Here is a 15,738-nt window from a genome sequence, read left to right on the forward strand (position 1 = left end):
GGGCCCTACATCTCGTAGGGGTAGATCTTCTCGGCGGCCATGCGGTAGCCGGCTTCGGCCAGTTCGCTGCTGCTCTGCTCGACCTTGAGCGAACCCTCGATCCAGAACGGCTGGTACAGCGCGTCCATCAGCACGCCCAGCTCGGCGCTGACATGCACGATCTGGTTGGAGGGCGGTGGCGGCACGTGGATGCAGGCGCCGAAGAAGGGCACGAAGAGGAACTCGGTCACCCGACCCTCCTCGGTAACGTCCAGCGGCACTATGTAGCCGGGCAGCTTGATCCGCTGGCCGTCGAGTTCGCGCACCACCGGTGCCGCCGGCGACTGCTGGCGGGCCGCCGGGGCGCTCTCGGCGGCCAGGGCGTCGGCCAGCTGGGTGAGGTCGTGCATCGGCATCTGCTGCGCCTGCTGCGGCGGCGCATCCGCCGGGACCAGTGCGCTCCAGGTCAGCTCGCGGGGCTCTGCCGCCCACAGCGGGGAGACGATGGCGAGCAGCAGGGCGAACAGCAGATGACGCATGGGCAACCTCACAGACGAATGGACAGGCCGTCGGCCAGCGACTGGCGGTAGGCGCGCCAGGCCGGTACGCCGCCCATCAGCAGGGCGGCGCCCAGAATAGCGCCGAGCAGGCTCCACTCATAGGGGCTGGGCAGCGCCAGCGGCAGGTACAGGCCGTACTGCGCCTGCACCCAGCCCTGGCTGGCGGCGATGCCGACATACAGCAGGGCCAGGCCCAGCAGGGCGCCGGCCAGGGCCAGGGCGAAGGCCTCGAACACCAGCAGGCCGGCGATATGCCAGGGGCGTGCGCCGGCCGAGCGCAGGATGGCCATCTCCCGGCGGCGCTCGTTGAGGCTGGTGAGGATGGCCGTGAGCATGCCGATCAGGCCGGTCAGCACGACGAACAGGGAGACCACGAACAGCGCCATCTCCGCCGTGCCCATCAGGCTCCACAGCTCCTGCAGGGCCACGCCGGGGAGGATCGCCAGCAGCGGCTCGCCGCGATACTCGTTGACCTGGCGCTGCACGGCGAAGGTGGCGATCTTGCTCTTCAGGCCGAGCAGCATGGCGGTGATCGCCTTGGGCTGCAGGCCCATCTCGCGCGCCTGCTCGGCCGAGATCCTGGCTGCGCCGCGCGCCGGCATGCCGCCCTGCCAGTCCACGTGCAGCGCCTCCATGCCCTGTAGCGAGATGTGCAGGGTGCGGTCCACCGGCGTGCCGGTGCGGGCGAGGATGCCGCTGACCACGAAGGGTTTGTCGTCGTGCTGGGTCAGGCTGACGCTGGCCACGCCGTGGGCCAGGACGATCCGGTCGCCCAGCCGGTACTTCAGCGCCTCGGCCACCTCGGCGCCGAGCACCACCTCGAACAGTTCGGCGAACGGCTTGCCCTCGGCCAGCTGCAGCTGTTGGCCGCGGCCGTAGCGGTAGTGCTCGAAGTAGCCGGTTTCGGTGCCCAGCACCCGGTAGCCGCGGTGCGAGTCGCCCAGCGACAGCGGAATGGCCCACTTCACTTGTGGATTGTTGGCCAGGGCCTCGTAGCTCTCCCAGCGGATATTGTTGGTGGCGTTGCCGATGCGAAACACCGAGTACAGCAGCAGATTCACGCTGCCCGAGCGCGCACCGACTATCAGGTCGGTGCCGCTGATGGTGCTGGCGAAGCTGGCGCGCGCCTCGCTGCGCACCCGCTCGACGGCCAGCAGCAGGCATACCGAGAGGGCGATGGCGAACACCGTGAGCAGCGCGGTGAAGCGGCGGTTGGCCAGGCTGGCCAGGGCGATGCGGATCAGGTGCATGTCAGGCCTCGGCGGGTTTGCTGGCGCGGTTCAGCTCGGCCAGCGACAGGCTGCGGTCGAACAGCGGCGCCAGGCTCTGGTCGTGGCTGACGAACAGCAGGCTGGCGCCGGCGGCGCGGCATTCGGCGAACAGCAGCTGGAGGAAGGCTTCGCGGGCGTCATGGTCCAGCGCCGAGGTCGGCTCGTCGGCGATCACCAGCTCAGGCTGGCCGATCAGCGCGCGGGCGGCGGCGACCCGCTGCTGCTGGCCGATGGATAGCGAATCGGCGCGGCGCTGCAGCAGTTCGGTCTTCAGCCCCAGGTGTTCGAGCAGCTGTGCGGCGGCGGCGTCCACGCTGCCATAGCGTTCGGCGGCCCGCCGCGCGCGGCTCTTCGAGAAGCGGCAGGGCAGCTCGACATTCTCGCGCACGGAGAGGAAGGGCAGCAGATTGAACTGCTGGAAGATGTAGCCGGTGTGGTCGACGCGGAAGCGATCGCGGGCGGCGGCGGACAGGGTCGCCAGCTCCTGGCCGAGCAACCGCAGACTGCCGCGTCCGGGCTTCTGCACGCCGCCGAGCAGGCCGAGCAAGGTGGTCTTGCCGCTGCCGCTGGGCCCCTTGAGAAACAGGCTCTCGCCGCGCTGCAGGCGGAAGGCCGGGATGTCCAGCAGCTCGGCCTGGCCGGGCCAGGCGAAGCCTAAGTCGGATAGTTCGATCAGTGCGTCGGGCATGGGCGGGCCGTGCGGAGTAAGGAGGCGATAGCTTAACCGAGAAGAGGGCCCCGCCCGCGAGTCGGGCTTCGCGAGCGGGGGCGGGCAGCGCGGGGATCAGAAGCTCAGGCGCGGGGCTTTCGGCGTCAGCTCGGCACCCTGCTGGCCGCTCGGGCCGATCAGCTGCACTTGCAGCTTCTCGGTGGCGGGGAAGGTACCGAAGAAGGTGCCCAGCTCCAAAACCTTGAGCGCCTCGGGGTTGGCGCAGGCGAAGTGGTAGCTGGCGTCGATATTGCTATGGTCGCTCTCCTCGTCGTGCCCATGTTCCTCGTGCTTGTGCCCGGCGAACAGCGGGCTTTCCAGGGCGCTGTTCGCCAGTGTGCACTTGGCCTCGATGGGCAGGGCGAACAGCGCCTGGGGTTGCTCCAGCTGCTTGCGTGCTGCAGCGACCTTGGCCTTGTCGGCGTCGCTCTTGGCCTCGTGTTCGAAGCCGACCAGGTTGATTGCCGGGCTCTGCAGCTGGATCTCCAGGGTGCCGCCGTCCAGCGCCACGTTGAGGCTGGCGAGGCCGTGCTCGTGAGCGGCGAGGCTGCCGTGTTCCTCGTGGTCATGGTCGTGCCCGTGGTTGGCGGCCTGGGCGATGCTCAGGGGCAGCAGGGCGAGGGGCAGGGCGAGCAGGGTGCGGCGCATGGGTGGGGCTCCGGTGGTCAAGTGTTAGGTTATCTTGTAACACTTAACCGTCGCGATTGGCCAGCCTCGGTCGGCGTGGCAGCATGACGGCCTGAAGTCCGGGAGTGGAAAAGATGCTGCGAATCAAGGGGCGAGTCGGCGACTGGCCGGTGGACCTGACGCTGGAGATGGATGCCGAGGATTGGGCCCAGCTGGCCGCCCATCTGCCGTCCGAGGCGGCAGCGGCGCCGCGTGCCCGGACGGCCCATGCGGCGGATGGCCTGTGGTCGAGTGCCCTGGAGCTGTTGCAGCGCACCGGTCGCATGGAAGGCCCGCAGCTGCTGGGTGAGCTGGCCGCCCTGGCCGGCGACGAAGCGGCCGGCAAGCGCCTGCTGGTGCGTCTGCGCCACTGCCCGCAGGTGCGGGTCGAGAGCGCTGACGAGGCGCCGATTTACCACTGGGTGGGCTGAGGCGGCGAGTGCGGAGGATGGGAGGAGCGCGACGATCGCCGGGGCTCTGGTCGCGATGAGTGCCGGCGCGCGGCCGCCTAGCCGGCCTGGTCGACTATCACACCCGGCGCGCCACGTTCCAATTGGCTGCGGATGGTGTCGGGAATGGCCGTCTTGCTGAAGGCCTGGGCGTCGACCATCACGTAGGTGACCTCGGCGCGGGCGATGGCCGCCTGGTCGGCCTGGCGGCGGATGTCCACCTCCAGGGCGAAGGAGCTGCTGCCCAGGCGCAGGGTGCTCACCTCCAGCTGCAGCACGTCGTCGAAGCGCGCCGGCGCGCTCCAGTCGGTGACCATGCGCACCACCTGGCTGTCCAGGCCCTGCTCCAGCAGGGCCTGGTAGCTACCGAACAGGGCGCGGTAGAACTCGGTGACCGCCACGTCGACGTAATCGCCGTAGCGGGCGTTGAACACCACCTGCTGGGCGTCACACTCGCCGTAGCGTACCCGTAGCAGCAGGCGGAAGGGTGTCATCAGTAGATCGCCTGGTACAGCTTGCGTCGATACAGGGTCACCAGCGGGTGGTCGCCACCGAGCAGGTCGAACACCTGCAGCAGGGTCTTGTGCGGCGCGCCTTCCTGGAAGCCGCGGTTGTGCACGAACAGCTTGAGCAGGCCCTCCAGCGCCGCCTCGTACTGCTGGCGCGCCAGCTGCTGGATGGCCAGCTGGTAGCAGGCCTCGTCGTCGCCCGGGTTCTGTGCCAGGCGGCTCTTCAGCTCGGCGCTGTCCGGCAGGCTGGCGGCCTGACGCAGGAAGGTCAGTTGCGCGCGGGCACCGGCCAGGGCCTGCTTGTGCTCGTCACTCTTGACCGCATTCAGCACCGCCTCCGCTTCGCCCAGCTCGCCGCGTTCGGCCAGGCAGCGGGCGTAGAGGATCAGCGCCGCGGCGTTCTCGTTGTTCTCGCTCAGCAGCTGCTTGAGCAGGGCCTCGGCCTCGCCGAAACGCTCCTCGGCGAACAGCGCTCGGGCCGTCTCCAGCGGGTCGGCGGCCAGCGGCGCCGGCTCGGCCACATGGGGCTTGAGCATCTCGCGGATGGCCGACTCCGGCTGGGCGCCGGCGAAGCCGTCGACCGGCTGGCCGTCCTTGAACAGCACCACGGTCGGCAGGCTGCGAATGCCGAAGCGCATGACGATGTCCTGCTCCGCGTCGCAGTCGACCTTGGCCAGCAGCAGCTCGCCGCGATACTCCTCGGCGATTTTCGCCAGCAGCGGCATCAGCGCCTTGCACGGCGCGCACCATTCGGCCCAGAAGTCCACCAGCACCGGCTTGTGGAAGGAGTTCTCGATCACCAGCTGCTCGAAGCTGGCGGCGCCGGATACGTCGAAGATATAGGGGGTATCGCTCATGGCAAATCTCGGAAAGGCGAAAAGGCTGAAACTATAAATGCGGGCGCGGCGCGGTGGATACAAGTGCTACTGATGTCAGGTTTGCAGTTTGTGCAGACGCGCCAGCGGATCCTGGCGGTAGAAGGCGGCGAGCTGCGCGTACACCGCCGGGAAGGCTTCGGCCAGCAGGTCGGGGGCGCTGAAGAAGTATTCGCTGGTCACCGCGAAGAACTCGGCGGGGTTTTCCGCCGCGTAGGGGTCGATGGCGGTTTCGGCCTCGGGGGCGGCGTCGAGCTGGGCGTTCATCCGGTCGAAGGCGCCCTGCATGGCGGCGGCCCAGTCGGCGATGCGCATGTCGCGGTGCAGTGGCGGCAGGCCGTTGGCGTCGCCGTTCAACATGTCGAGCTTGTGCGCCAGCTCATGGATCACCAGGTTGTAGGCGTCCCAGCCGCCGCTGCTGTGCACGCCGGGCCAGGCCAGAATCACCGGGCCCTGCTGCCAGGCCTCGCCGCTGCGCGCGTCGTCCCATTCGTGCTCGACCCCGGCGGCGTCGCGATGACGCTGCGGGCTGAGGAAGTCGTCCGGATACAGGACGATCTCGTGGAAGCCCCGGTACCAGTCCAGCTCGCCCAGGTGCAGCAGCGGCAGCTCGGCCTGGGCGGCCAGGCTCAGGCGGTCCAGTTCGTCCAGTTCGACGCCGGGCAGGGCGGTCAGGCGCTTGTGGTGGAGGAACAGGATGGCGCGCTGGAACAGGCGCTGTTCTTCGGCCTCGCTCAATCCATCGAGGATCGGCAGGCGCGCGCGCAGCGCATGCCAGTGCTGGGTGGTGTAGAGCGAGCGGGAGAGGATGCGCCGGCGACGCCAGGCGCGGAACGACGACCACATCGGCGGGTTCTCGGCGGGCCGGGGCAGTGCCTGCCCCGGTCGGGCTCAGTCGCCCAGTTCGAGGGTGTAGTGCTTGAAGCGCTCGTCGACGCGGAAGCCGATGGACTCATAGGTCTTCTGCGCCACCTCGTTGCTCTCGCTGGTGGCCACGCGCATGCGCACGGCCTGGGTCTCCCTGGCCATCTGCTTGGCGGTCTGCAGCAGGCGGTCGGCGACCAGCATGCGGCGGGCGTCTTCGGCCACGTAGATGTCGTTGAGGATCCACACGCGCTTGAGCGACAGCGAGGAGTAGCTGGGGAACAGCTGGCAGTAGCCGAGCAGCCTGTCCTCGTCGTCGGCCAGGGCCAGGTAGATGATCGACTCCTTGCGCTTGATGCGGGTCTCGAGGAATTTGCGCGAGGACTCCGGGAAGGGCAGCTCGCCGTAGAACTCGCGGTACTTGATGAACAGCGGGGTCAGCAGGTCCAGGTGTTCCAGGGTGGCTTGGACGATGCGCATGGCGGGCCTCGGCTTCAGTGGACTGGGGGTGGCGCTGCGGGTGCTGTGCCAGTGATCGGCTCGATGCTGCCCAAAGAAGCTGGAAAGCGCAATCCAAGCGAGCGTTTGATTGTTCTCTCAGCTCAGCAGGAAGTTGCGCGGCCCCTCCAGCCCCGGCGCCAGGCTGGGCACCTGTGCCTCGTCCTTGAGGTTGACCCCGGACAGCTGGCGGCGGCAGGCCTCGCGCATCAGGTACAGCAGCTTGTGCGCGGCCACGCCGTAGCTGAGCCCCTCCAGGCGCACGTTGGAGATGCAGTTGCGCTGGGCGTCGGTGAGGCCGACCCGTGGCGCCCAGGTGAAGTACAGGCCGAGGCTGTCCGGCGAGCTGAGGCCGGGGCGTTCGCCGATCAGGATCACCACCATGCGTGCGCCGAGCAGCTCGCCGATCTCGTCGGCCACCGCCACCCGGCCCTGCTCGACCAGGGCGACCGGCGCCAGGCGCCAGCCTTCCTCCGCCGTCAGCTCCTCCAGGCGTTCGAGGAAGGGCAGGGCGTGGCGCTGCACGGCCAGGGCCGACAGGCCGTCGGCGATGACGATGGCCAGGTCGTGGCCCCGGGGCTGCTGGCGCAGCAGCGCGGCGGAGTCCGGGTGCAGGCGGCGGCCCAGGTCCGGGCGCTGCAGGTAAGTGTGGCGGTCGGCGGCGGCGCTGCGCAGGTGCAGGCTGGGGCGGCCGCGTTCGGCCAGGCCGGCGGCCAGGGCGGCGTGGTCGAAGGCCAGGTGTACGGCGTCGCGGGCCTGGGCGTGGGCGTGCTGGAAGTCCAGCTGCGCGGCCGTCGGCAGACTGCTGCCGGCACGGCCCAGGGCGATGCGCGCGGGCGTCAGGCGGCGCAGCGCCTGCCAGGGGTTGGCGATCACCGTTTCGTCGCGCTCCAGGCTGGCTTCGTGGGCGCACTGCAGTTCGCCGGTGCCGGCTTCGAAGGCGCTCATGCCAGTTGCTCCAGGGCTTTGCGGAAGGGCGCCGGCAGTTGCCGGCCGAGCTCCAGGCGGCCGTCGCGCTGGCGCAGGATGTCCATGCGCTCGAGCCAGGCCTCGAATTCCGGCGCAGGCCTGAGGCCGAGGGTGCGGCGCGCGTAGAGGGCGTCGTGGAAGGAGGTGGTCTGGTAGTTGAGCATCACGTCGTCGGAGCCGGGAATGCCCATGATGAAGTTGATGCCGGCCACGCCGAACAGGGTCAGCAGGGTGTCCATGTCGTCCTGGTCGGCCTCGGCGTGGTTGGTGTAGCAGATGTCGCAGCCCATCGGCAGGCCCAGCAGCTTGCCGCAGAAGTGGTCTTCCAGACCGGCGCGGATGATCTGCTTGCCGTTGTACAGGTACTCGGGGCCGATGAAGCCGACCACGGTGTTGACCAGGAACGGCTTGAAGTGGCGGGCCACCGCGTAGGCGCGGGCCTCGCAGGTCTGCTGGTCGACGCCGTGGTGGGCGCCCGCCGACAGCGCGCTGCCCTGGCCGGTCTCGAAGTACATCAGGTTGTTGCCCAGGGTGCCGCGACCTTGCGACAGGCCGGCCTCGTAGCCTTCCTGGAGGATGCTCAGGCTGATGCCGAAGCTGGCGTTGGCCGCCTCGCTGCCGGCGATGGACTGGAACACTAGGTCCAGCGGCACGCCGCGGTTGATCGCCTCGATCGAGGTGGTGACGTGGGTCAGCACGCAGGCCTGGGTGGGAATCTCGTAGCGCTGGATCACCCCATCGAGCATGCGCAGCATCTCGCCGATGGCGCTGAGGCTGTCGCTGGCCGGGTTGATGCCGAGCATGGCGTCGCCGTTGCCGTAGAGCAGGCCGTCGAGAATGCTGGCGGCGATGCCGGCCGGCTCGTCGGTCGGGTGATTCGGCTGCAGGCGGGTGGACATGCGCCCGCGCAGGCCCTGGGTGTTGCGAAAGCGGGTGACCACGCGGATCTTCTGCGCCACCAGCACCAGATCCTGCACGCGCATGATCTTCGACACGGCGGCCGCCATCTCCGGCGTCAGGCCCGGGGCCAGGGCGCGCAGGCTGGCCTCGTCGGCCGCGTCGCCGAGCAGCCAGTCGCGCAGGCCGCCCACCGTCAGGTGGCTGACCGGAGCGAAGGCGGCGCGGTCGTGGCCGTCGAGGATCAGGCGGGTGACCTCGTCCTGTTCATAGGGAATCAGCGCCTCGTCGAGGAAGCGCGTGAGCGGAATCTCGGCCAGGCACATCTGCGCCGCCACCCGCTCGACGTCGCTGCTCGCGGCGACGCCGGCCAGGTAGTCGCCGGAGCGCGCCGGGCTGGCCTTGGCCATCACCTCGCGCAGGCTGTCGAAACGCCAGGTGTGGCCCGCGACCGTATGGGAATAACTGCTCATGCGATGCTCCGGCAATCAAGGTGCCCCGCCGGTGTTGGTCGGCGGGGCGGGGTGACCTCAGGCCTGGCTGAGCAGGACGTCGGTCGGCGCGCTGGCGCGCTGGTGGGCGGTGAACTGGAAGTAGAGGAAGCCGGCGGCCATGAAGCCGAGGAAGATCGCGGCGATCAGGGTGTTGAACCAGACCATGGCCACCAGGCAGACCAGCGCCAGGATCAGGGCGATGGCCGGCACCAGCGGGTAGCCCGGGGCCTTGAAGGCGCGCTCCAGGTTCGGCTCGCTCACGCGCAGCTTGAACAGGCTGAGCATGCTGATGATGTACATGACGATGGCGCCGAACACGCTCATGGTGATCATCGCCGCGGTCAGGCTCATGCCCTGCAGGTTGATCAGGCCGTCGCTGTAGATCGCCGCGATGCCCACCACGCCGCCGGCGAGGATGGCGCGATGCGGGGTGCGGAAGCGCGACAGCTTGGCCAGGCCGGCCGGCAGGTAGCCGGCGCGGGCCAGGGCGAAGAACTGTCGGGAGTAGCCGAGGATGATGCCGTGGAAGCTGGCCACCAGGCCGAACAGGCCGATCCACACCAGCATGTGCATCCAGGTCGAGTTGTCGCCGACCACCGCCTTCATCGCCTGCGGCAGCGGGTCGTTGATGTTCGACAGCTCGCGCCAGTCGCCGACGCCGCCGGCCATCACCATCACGCCGATGGCGAGGAACACCAGGGTCAGGATGCCGGCGATATAGGCGCGCGGAATGGTGCGCTGCGGGTCCTTGGCCTCCTCGGCGGCCATGGCCGCGCCCTCGATGGCGAGGAAGAACCAGATGGCGAAGGGGATGGCGGCGAAGATACCGGAGATCGCCGGCAGGCCGAAGCTGTCGCTGCCGGCCCAGCCGCCGACGACGAAGTTGCTGAAGCTGAAGCCCGGCGCCACCACGCCCATGAACACCAGCAGCTCGGCCACCGCCAGCACCGTGACCACCAGCTCGAAGGTGGCGGCGATGCTGACGCCGAGGATGTTCAGGGTCATGAACACCAGGTAGGCGCCGACCGCGGCATGCCGTGGGTCCAGCTCGGGAAACTGCACGTTGAGGTAGGCGCCGATGGCCATGGCGATGGCCGGCGGGGCGAAGACGAACTCGATCAGCGTGGCCATGCCGGCGATCAGCCCGCCGCGCTCGCCGAAGGCCCGCCGGCTGTAGGCGAAGGGGCCGCCGGCGTGGGGAATGGCGGTGGTCAGCTCGGTGAAGCTGAAGATGAAGCAGGTGTACATGGCCGCGACCATCAGCGCGGTGATGAGAAAGCCCAGGGTGCCGGCGGTACCCCAGCCGTAGCTCCAGCCGAAGTATTCGCCGGAGATCACCAGGCCCACGGCGAGGCCCCATAGATGCAAGGTTCCCAGTGTCGGTTTCAGCTGTGTAGTCATTTTTCTCATTCCTCTGCCCGGGGGCATGCGCGTTTGACTGAGACCGATGTTAGGACGATGCTCGTGGCGGAACTTGACCCTGGCCGACCGTCACGGTCGCCTGCGGTCAAATCCGCGCGCGCCCAGGCGGGGCGTGGGTCGGATGTCTTGCCCCGTTTCGGGGCGATCCGCGTGGCGCGGTTTCGCGGCGCCGTCAGCCTGGCAGAGGCATGGCATTTGCTTGGATGCTTCATCCTTCACCCGCAGACAGTCGTCGCCATGAGCCAGTCCCTGTTCGCCAGTGCCAGCCTCGCCCCCGCCAGCAATGTCGGCGTGCTGTCGGCCGCCGCCAGTGGCCTGGAGGGCTTCATCACCCGTCAGGGCGGCGATCTCGACCGGGTGTTCGGCCGCGCCGGCATCGATCCGGAGCAGCTGCGCCACCCCACCCTCAGCCTGCCGCTGACCAGCTACTGCCAGGTGCTGGAGGAGGCCGCGCGGCAGTCCGGCTGCGACAACTTCGGCCTGCGCTATGGCCAGCAGTTCCGCCCCCAGGCCCTCGGCCTGCTGGGCTATGTCGGGCTGTGTTCGGAGACCCTGGAAGACGCCCTGCGCAACTTCGCCGCAGCCTTTCCCTACCACCAGCACAGCAGCCTGATCCGCCTGGTCGACTGCGGCGAGTGTTACCGCTTCGACTATCAGGTGCAGCACGACGCCATTCTCGACCGTCGCCAGGACGCCGAGCTGACCATGGGCATGGTCGCCAACCTGCTGCGTCATGTGCTCGGCGAGGGCTGGGCGCCGCGCGCGGTGACCTTCGAGCACCGCCGTCCGGAGCAGTGGCAGGAACATGTCGAGGCGTTCGGCGCGCCGGTGCAGTTCGCCCGGCCGTGCAACTCGCTGCTGGTGTCCAAGGGCGATCTGCAGGGCCGGCTGATGCCCGAACGCGACGCCAATCTGCTGTTCCTGGTGCAGGACGTGATTCGCCGCCTGGGCGAGCGGGATGTCGGGCCGAGCCTGGTCGAGGATGCCGGCAGCCAGATTCGCCTGGCGCTGACGCGCGGCGAGCCGGTGCTGGAGCAGATCGCCGAGCGGCTCGGGCTGAGTGCCCTGGGCCTGCAGCGGCGCCTGCGCGATGCCGGCCTGAGCTTCACTCAGCTGGTCGAGCAGACCCGCCGCGAGCTGGCCGTGCACTACCTGCGCCAGCGCCGGCCGATCTCCGAGCTGGCGCCGCTGCTCGGCTATTCGGAGACCAGCGCCTTCTCGCGCGCCTTCCGCCGCTGGTTCGGAGTCAGTCCGCGGCAGTGGCGCGACGCTTGACTGGGTCCCGCCTGTAGGCTGGGTTAGCCGCGCGTCACCTTGTCTGTATTTACCGCCGAGGCTCGGAGCGGCGTAACCCGGCGTGGCGGTTCTGCTGGGTTACGCCGCCGCCAGTTCGACGCCAGAACTGAACACTATGTAGGCGGCTAACCCAGCCTACGTCCTAACCCAGCCTACGCTCTGAGCCCAGCACAAACGAAAGCGCCGCCTCAAGGCGGCGCTTTCGACCTCGGATGACTCAGAAGAAGCCGAGCGGGTTGATGTCGTAGCTGACCAGCAGGTTCTTGGTCTGCTGGTAGTGGTCGAGCATCATCTTGTGGGTCTCGCGGCCGACGCCGGACTTCTTGTAGCCACCGAAGGCGGCGTGCGCCGGGTACAGGTGGTAGCAGTTGGTCCACACCCGGCCGGCCTTGATGCCGCGGCCCATGCGGTAGGCGCGGTTGATGTCGCGGGTCCACAGGCCGGCGCCGAGGCCGAACTCGGTGTCGTTGGCGATGGCCAGGGCCTCGGCCTCGTCCTTGAAGGTGGTGACGCCGACCACCGGGCCGAAGATCTCCTCCTGGAACACGCGCATCTTGTTGTGCCCCTTGAGCAGGGTCGGCTGGATGTAATAGCCGCTGGCCAGATCGCCGGCGAGCCGCTCCACGCCGCCGCCGGTGAGCACTTCGGCGCCTTCCTGCTGGGCGATCTGCAGGTAGGAGAGAATCTTGTCGAACTGCTGCTCGGAGGCCTGGGCGCCGACCATGGTCTCGGTGTCCAGCGGGTTGCCGCGCTTGATCGCCGCCACTTTCTTCATCACCTCGGCCATGAACGCCGGGTAGATGGACTCCTGCACCAGCGCGCGCGACGGGCAGGTGCACACCTCGCCCTGGTTGAAGAAGGCCAGCACCAGACCCTCGGCGGCCTTCTCGATAAAGGCCGGCTCGGCCTGCATGATGTCCTCGAAGTAGATGTTCGGGCTCTTGCCGCCCAGCTCCACGGTGCTGGGGATGATGTTCTCGGCGGCGCATTTCAAGATGTGCGAGCCCACCGGGGTGGAGCCGGTGAAGGCGATCTTGGCGATGCGCTTGCTGGTCGCCAGGGCCTCGCCGGCTTCCTTGCCGAAGCCGTGCACCACGTTGAGCACGCCGGCCGGCAGCAGGTCGCCGATCAGCTCCAGCAGCACGCTGATGCCCAGCGGGGTCTGCTCGGCCGGCTTGAGCACGATGCAGTTGCCGGCGGCCAGGGCCGGGGCCAGCTTCCAGGCGGCCATCAGCAGCGGGAAGTTCCACGGGATGATCTGCCCGACCACGCCCAGCGGCTCGTGGATGTGATAGGCCACGGTGCCGGCGTCGATCTCGGCGGCGCCGCCTTCCTGGGCGCGGATGCAGCCGGCGAAGTAGCGGAAGTGGTCGGCGGCCAGCGGGATGTCGGCGTTCAGCGTCTCGCGCACGGCCTTGCCGTTGTCCCAGGTCTCGGTGACGGCCAGCAGTTCCAGGTTGGTCTCGATGCGGTCGGCGATTCTGAGCAGGATGTTGGAGCGCTCCTGCACGCTGGTGCGGCCCCAGGCATCGGCGGCGGCGTGGGCGGCGTCCAGCGCCTTGTCGATATCGGCGGCGCTGGAGCGGGGGAATTCGGCGATCGGCTGGCCGTTGACCGGCGAGTTGTTGGTGAAGTACTGGCCGGCCACCGGCGCGACGAATTCGCCGCCGATGTAGTTGCCGTAGCGCGCCTTGAAGGAAACGATGGCGCCGGGGGTGCCGGGTTGGGCATAGATCATGGGGAATCTCCTGGCTCTTGTGCTTGTTGGGGAGTGCGTCGAGACGCTGCCAGGAGCAGAGCAAGCGCTGGGCCAGAGGGGCGCAGGCCAGGCGCGGCGAGGCCTGCGGCGCAGTCGCGCGACTCTGCGACGCGGCGCCGTGTCAGGCCTGGAACAGGGTGGGGTGACACTCTGTTGCAATAGCGGGACAGTCGCGGACTGGTCGGTCATTTTGCCGTTGCATTGCCCGCGAGGCTGGAGGATGCTGCCGGGACGCGGGCGCGGGCTGCCTCCCCCCGCGCGGAGAACAATAACAATGCGCACTCAACAGAGCCGCCACGCCCAGCGCGTGCTGCGCGTGGCTCAGGGCGGGGCGGCGCTGGCCGGCCCCGCGGCAGACCCATCGGTGGCGCGTTCCTGGCTGCGCTGCCTGGAGCAGCACCACCTCGACCCGGCCCAGGCCATGGCCCCGGCGGTGCTGGAACACGCGCGCATGCTCGAATGCCGCGAGCGCTCGCGCCAGGTGCTGGAGATCGCCAATGGCGAGATGAACAGCCTGCATCGCCAGCTGGCCGGCTCCGGACATGCCGTGTTGCTCACCGATGCGCGCGGGGTGATCCTCAACTGCGTGACCCAGCAGAGCGAGCAGCGCACCTTCGAGCGCGCCGGGCTGTGGCTGGGCGCCGACTGGAGCGAGGCCTGCGAGGGCACCAACGGCATCGGCACCTGCCTGGTCGAGCGCCAGGCGCTGACCATTCATCAGGACGAGCACTTCCGTTCGCGCCACACCGGCCTGACCTGCTCGGCCAGCCCGGTGTTCGACCCGCATGGCGATCTGCTGGCCGTGCTCGACGTGTCCTCGGCGCGTCGCGATGTGTCGCGGCAGAGCCAGTTCCACACCATGGCGCTGGTCAACCTGTCGGCCAAGGCCATCGAGGGCTGCTACTTCCTGCGCAGCTACGAGAATGACTGGCTGCTGCGCTTCCATGCCCAGGCCGAGTACATCGGCCTGTTCAGCGAGGGCCTGCTGGCCTTCGGCGGCGACGGCCGGGTGCGCGCGGCCAACCAGAGCGCGCTGAACCTGCTGGGCATGGCCCGCGCCGAACTGCTCGGGCGCTCCCTTGAAACCCTGTTCGACGTGCCGCTGGACGAGCTGTTCGCCCGCGCCTCGCCGCAGCCCGGTGCGGCCTGGCCGCTGCGCACCCAAGACGGCCAGCTGCTGCATGCCATGCTGCGTGGTCAGCGGCGCAGCACTTCTGCACCGCTGGTGCCGCGAGTCCCCGTAGTGCAGGTGCCCGGCCTGTGCCTGCGGGATAGTCAGCTGAGTGAGGCCTTTCGCCGTGGCCTCAAGGTCTACGAGCGCGACGTGCCGCTGCTGATCGGCGGCGAGACCGGCTCGGGCAAGGAGGCCTTCGCCCGCGCCCTGCACCGGTCCTGCTCGCGGCGCGGCAAGCCGTTCGTGGCGATCAACTGCGCGGCGATCCCCGAGTCGCTGATCGAGAGCGAGCTGTTCGGCTACCGCGGCGGCAGCTTCACCGGCGCGCGCAAGGAAGGCATGCGCGGCAAGCTGCAGCAGGCCGACGGCGGCACCCTGTTCCTCGACGAGATCGGCGACATGCCGCTGGCCATGCAGACCCGCCTGCTGCGGGTGCTGGAGGAGCGTGCGGTGGTGCCGGTCGGCGCCCTGGAGGCGCAGCCGGTGGACCTGCGCCTGATCAGCGCCAGCCACCGCGACCTCGGCGCACTGGTTGCCAGCGGGCAGTTCCGCGAGGACCTGTTCTACCGTCTCAATGGCCTGCAACTGCGCCTGCCGCCGCTGCGCGAGCGCGAGGACCGCGAGGCCCTGCTCGACCAGCTGCTGGCCGAGGAGGCCAAGGGCGCGCCGGTACGTCTGGAACGCGCGGCGCGCCAGGCCCTGCTGGACTATTCCTGGCCGGGCAACGTGCGTCAGCTGCGCAGCGTGCTGCGCACCCTGCTGGCGCTGTGCGAGGACGACTGCATCGGCCTGGACGATTTGCCCGAGGAGCTGCGCGCGGCGCCAGCGGCGCGGCCAGTGGTCGAACCGGGCGAAGACCCGCTGGCCCAGGCCGAGCGCGACACCCTGCTGCGCCTGCTCGACGCGCAGCGCTGGCACGTCAGCCGGGTGGCGGCCGCGCTCGGCATCAGCCGCAACACCCTGTACCGCAAGCTGCAGCGCCACGGCATTCGCCGCCACGCCTGAGCGGCGCAGTTACCCCCAGTGGGGGTGGATGAAGCTGTGGATAAGCTGTCGGCAAGGCGCGCCCGCCCAGGGCCGCCAAGGCTTCCCGTTCTCTGGTTGAATTTCGAGCTTATTCAGCGACTTAGCTCTCGTTTTAGGCACAGTAACTGTGCGCCACTCTGTGGGTAAGTTGTGCGCAGGCGGCGCCAGGCAAGGCCTGCCGGGGGCTGCCGGGCGCTGCCTGATTTTCAGCCAGTGATTTACCCACCAATGAGCCTCGGTGCTTGCCCACAGAAACCCTGGGCAAGGCTGTGGACAAGCTGTTCGGCGTTGCTTGCAGGCGCCGCCAGGCCTGCGCTGCGG

At 69.0% G+C, this 15,738-nt stretch carries 15 protein-coding genes; 3 read left to right on the top strand and 12 right to left on the bottom strand.

Translation table 11 applies throughout. The features are described 5' to 3' along the window. Window positions 1-5 precede the first annotated feature (5 nt). The 4 genes from AAFN46_RS08590 to AAFN46_RS08605 form a co-directional block, all read right to left on the bottom strand. Window positions 6-518: a DUF3299 domain-containing protein gene (locus tag AAFN46_RS08590; RefSeq protein WP_347808261.1), complete on the bottom strand. Its 513-nt coding sequence runs from the start codon at window positions 516-518 to the stop codon at window positions 6-8. 8 nt (window positions 519-526) lie between these two features. After that, complete coding sequence (locus AAFN46_RS08595; protein ID WP_347808262.1) at window positions 527-1,789, bottom strand: ABC transporter permease; 1,263 nt, start codon at window positions 1,787-1,789, stop codon at window positions 527-529. Between the two features lies 1 nt (window position 1,790). Further along, entirely contained in the window at window positions 1,791-2,498 is a 708-nt protein-coding gene (locus tag AAFN46_RS08600; RefSeq protein ID WP_347808263.1) for an ABC transporter ATP-binding protein, read from the bottom strand. A 96-nt stretch (window positions 2,499-2,594) separates the two neighbouring features. After that, complete coding sequence (locus AAFN46_RS08605; protein WP_347808264.1) at window positions 2,595-3,167, bottom strand: DUF2796 domain-containing protein; 573 nt, start codon at window positions 3,165-3,167, stop codon at window positions 2,595-2,597. Between the two features lie 113 nt (window positions 3,168-3,280). Here AAFN46_RS08605 and AAFN46_RS08610 point away from each other — a divergent pair, with 113 nt between their 5' ends. Next, window positions 3,281-3,616, top strand: coding sequence for a hypothetical protein (locus tag AAFN46_RS08610; protein WP_347808265.1), 336 nt, complete (start codon window positions 3,281-3,283; stop codon window positions 3,614-3,616). A 77-nt stretch (window positions 3,617-3,693) separates the two neighbouring features. Here the strand turns inward: AAFN46_RS08610 and AAFN46_RS08615 are convergent, their stop codons facing one another. The 7 genes from AAFN46_RS08615 to eat all read right to left on the bottom strand — a co-directional run bounded on the left by AAFN46_RS08615 (window position 3,694) and on the right by eat (window position 10,141). Next, entirely contained in the window at window positions 3,694-4,128 is a 435-nt protein-coding gene (locus tag AAFN46_RS08615; RefSeq protein ID WP_347808266.1) for a thioesterase family protein, read from the bottom strand. Then, a complete protein-coding gene (trxA, locus tag AAFN46_RS08620) occupies window positions 4,128-5,000 on the bottom strand; it encodes a thioredoxin (RefSeq protein ID WP_347808267.1) in 873 nt (290 codons plus the stop codon). The genes AAFN46_RS08615 and trxA overlap by 1 nt, the downstream gene beginning before the upstream one ends. A 75-nt stretch (window positions 5,001-5,075) precedes the next feature. After that, window positions 5,076-5,864 (bottom strand): M90 family metallopeptidase, encoded by a 789-nt coding sequence (locus tag AAFN46_RS08625; RefSeq protein ID WP_347808268.1) that lies wholly within the window; start codon window positions 5,862-5,864, stop codon window positions 5,076-5,078. Window positions 5,865-5,909: 45 nt separating this feature from the next. Next, complete coding sequence (locus AAFN46_RS08630) at window positions 5,910-6,362, bottom strand: GNAT family N-acetyltransferase (RefSeq protein WP_347808269.1); 453 nt, start codon at window positions 6,360-6,362, stop codon at window positions 5,910-5,912. 117 nt (window positions 6,363-6,479) lie between these two features. Continuing rightward, window positions 6,480-7,328: an ethanolamine ammonia-lyase subunit EutC gene (gene eutC / locus AAFN46_RS08635; RefSeq protein WP_347808270.1), complete on the bottom strand. Its 849-nt coding sequence runs from the start codon at window positions 7,326-7,328 to the stop codon at window positions 6,480-6,482. Continuing rightward, the gene (locus AAFN46_RS08640) at window positions 7,325-8,719 is read right to left on the bottom strand and encodes an ethanolamine ammonia-lyase subunit EutB (RefSeq protein WP_347808271.1); all 1,395 of its coding nucleotides are present in this window, start codon (window positions 8,717-8,719) and stop codon (window positions 7,325-7,327) included. Before AAFN46_RS08640 ends, eutC begins: the two co-directional genes overlap by 4 nt. A gap of 57 nt (window positions 8,720-8,776) precedes the next feature. Further along, on the bottom strand, window positions 8,777-10,141 hold the full coding sequence (eat, locus tag AAFN46_RS08645) for an ethanolamine permease (RefSeq protein ID WP_347808272.1): 1,365 nt from the start codon (window positions 10,139-10,141) through the stop codon (window positions 8,777-8,779). A gap of 258 nt (window positions 10,142-10,399) precedes the next feature. Between eat and AAFN46_RS08650 the strand changes: the two genes are divergently transcribed. Further along, on the top strand, window positions 10,400-11,437 hold the full coding sequence (locus AAFN46_RS08650) for an AraC family transcriptional regulator (RefSeq protein ID WP_347808273.1): 1,038 nt from the start codon (window positions 10,400-10,402) through the stop codon (window positions 11,435-11,437). 238 nt (window positions 11,438-11,675) lie between these two features. Here the strand turns inward: AAFN46_RS08650 and AAFN46_RS08655 are convergent, their stop codons facing one another. Continuing rightward, window positions 11,676-13,196 (bottom strand): aldehyde dehydrogenase family protein, encoded by a 1,521-nt coding sequence (locus AAFN46_RS08655; RefSeq protein ID WP_347808274.1) that lies wholly within the window; start codon window positions 13,194-13,196, stop codon window positions 11,676-11,678. A gap of 295 nt (window positions 13,197-13,491) precedes the next feature. Between AAFN46_RS08655 and AAFN46_RS08660 the strand changes: the two genes are divergently transcribed. Beyond that, complete coding sequence (locus tag AAFN46_RS08660) at window positions 13,492-15,396, top strand: sigma-54-dependent Fis family transcriptional regulator (RefSeq protein ID WP_347808275.1); 1,905 nt, start codon at window positions 13,492-13,494, stop codon at window positions 15,394-15,396. The last annotated feature ends 342 nt before the right edge of the window (window positions 15,397-15,738 follow it).

Source organism: Pseudomonas sp. CAU 1711 (assembly GCF_039888625.1).
Lineage (GTDB): Bacteria > Pseudomonadota > Gammaproteobacteria > Pseudomonadales > Pseudomonadaceae > Aquipseudomonas.